Origin of the sequence: Xanthomonas hortorum (assembly GCF_011305375.1) — a bacterium.
GTDB classification, from domain to species: Bacteria; Pseudomonadota; Gammaproteobacteria; order Xanthomonadales; family Xanthomonadaceae; genus Xanthomonas; species Xanthomonas hortorum_E.
In genome coordinates this window covers 1-765 of the sequence record NZ_VCME01000068.1, presented here as the reverse complement: position 1 = coordinate 765, position 765 = coordinate 1, and the positions used below count along the sequence as shown (strand labels likewise).

1 protein-coding gene is annotated in these 765 nt (G+C 62.4%); it reads left to right on the top strand.

Going from position 1 to position 765, the window contains the following annotated elements:
• Window positions 1-225: 225 nt before the first annotated feature.
• Window positions 226-765, top strand: a 540-nt coding sequence (locus FFY45_RS21895; protein WP_176342035.1) for a hypothetical protein, incomplete at its 3' end; no start/stop codon positions are given.

Below are 765 nucleotides of genomic sequence, written 5' to 3'. Positions count from 1 at the left end.
CCGTCGGGTACTGGCCCGTGCGTGCGGGTCATGGTCGAGGCTGGGACCCAGTAGGAAGATGATCCGATCTGTTCTGCGTTGGCCGAGACCGTCAGAATGAGCCTGGCGTTGCTCGCGTCTTTCGTCGCCGCCCAGATGCCGACCTGCCCGGTCTGGACGTCGGGGCGGCGAACCGTCTGCGATCGATGGTCGAGGAGTCTTTGACGGCTATGGGCATCGACGCTGATGTCTCAGGTTGCTACGACTGCTATCGGTGATATCCCGCTAGTTTTGATCGCTGAGGAGTTGGGTGGCCATCACCGCGACGACTGGGAGCTGGTTGCCGACGAGCTTGTCACGCGGATGGTGCGGTCTCTTTTCGACGGTGCCACTCGCCTGACCGACGCCACCCTCGCTGCGCACTTCGTGGTCAAAGTAGTGGGGAATCAGGAGCGCGCCGGACGCAGTTTCGACTACGCGCGGCCTTTCGTCTCGAACGTTACTGGCCAGACCGTTCCCGGGCTGGTTGTCGCTTTGGCCTGGTTCGACGGCGTCGTTGAGCTGCTCAATGACGCCGCACTGGCCGAGGTCAAAGATCTTGACGCGGCATATCGTCTCGGCACCGAAAGATTGGCGTCGGCCCTCGTTGGTGAGCTTTCTTTCTCCCGCGACGGTGACGTCCTAGTCGTAGCTGGTTCGTCGTGGCTGGTGTCGTCATGGCCGTTGGCGAAAGGAGTGGGGCGCCCCATCGCCAACGAGTTCGGTGACAGCGTGGTTGTGGGGATC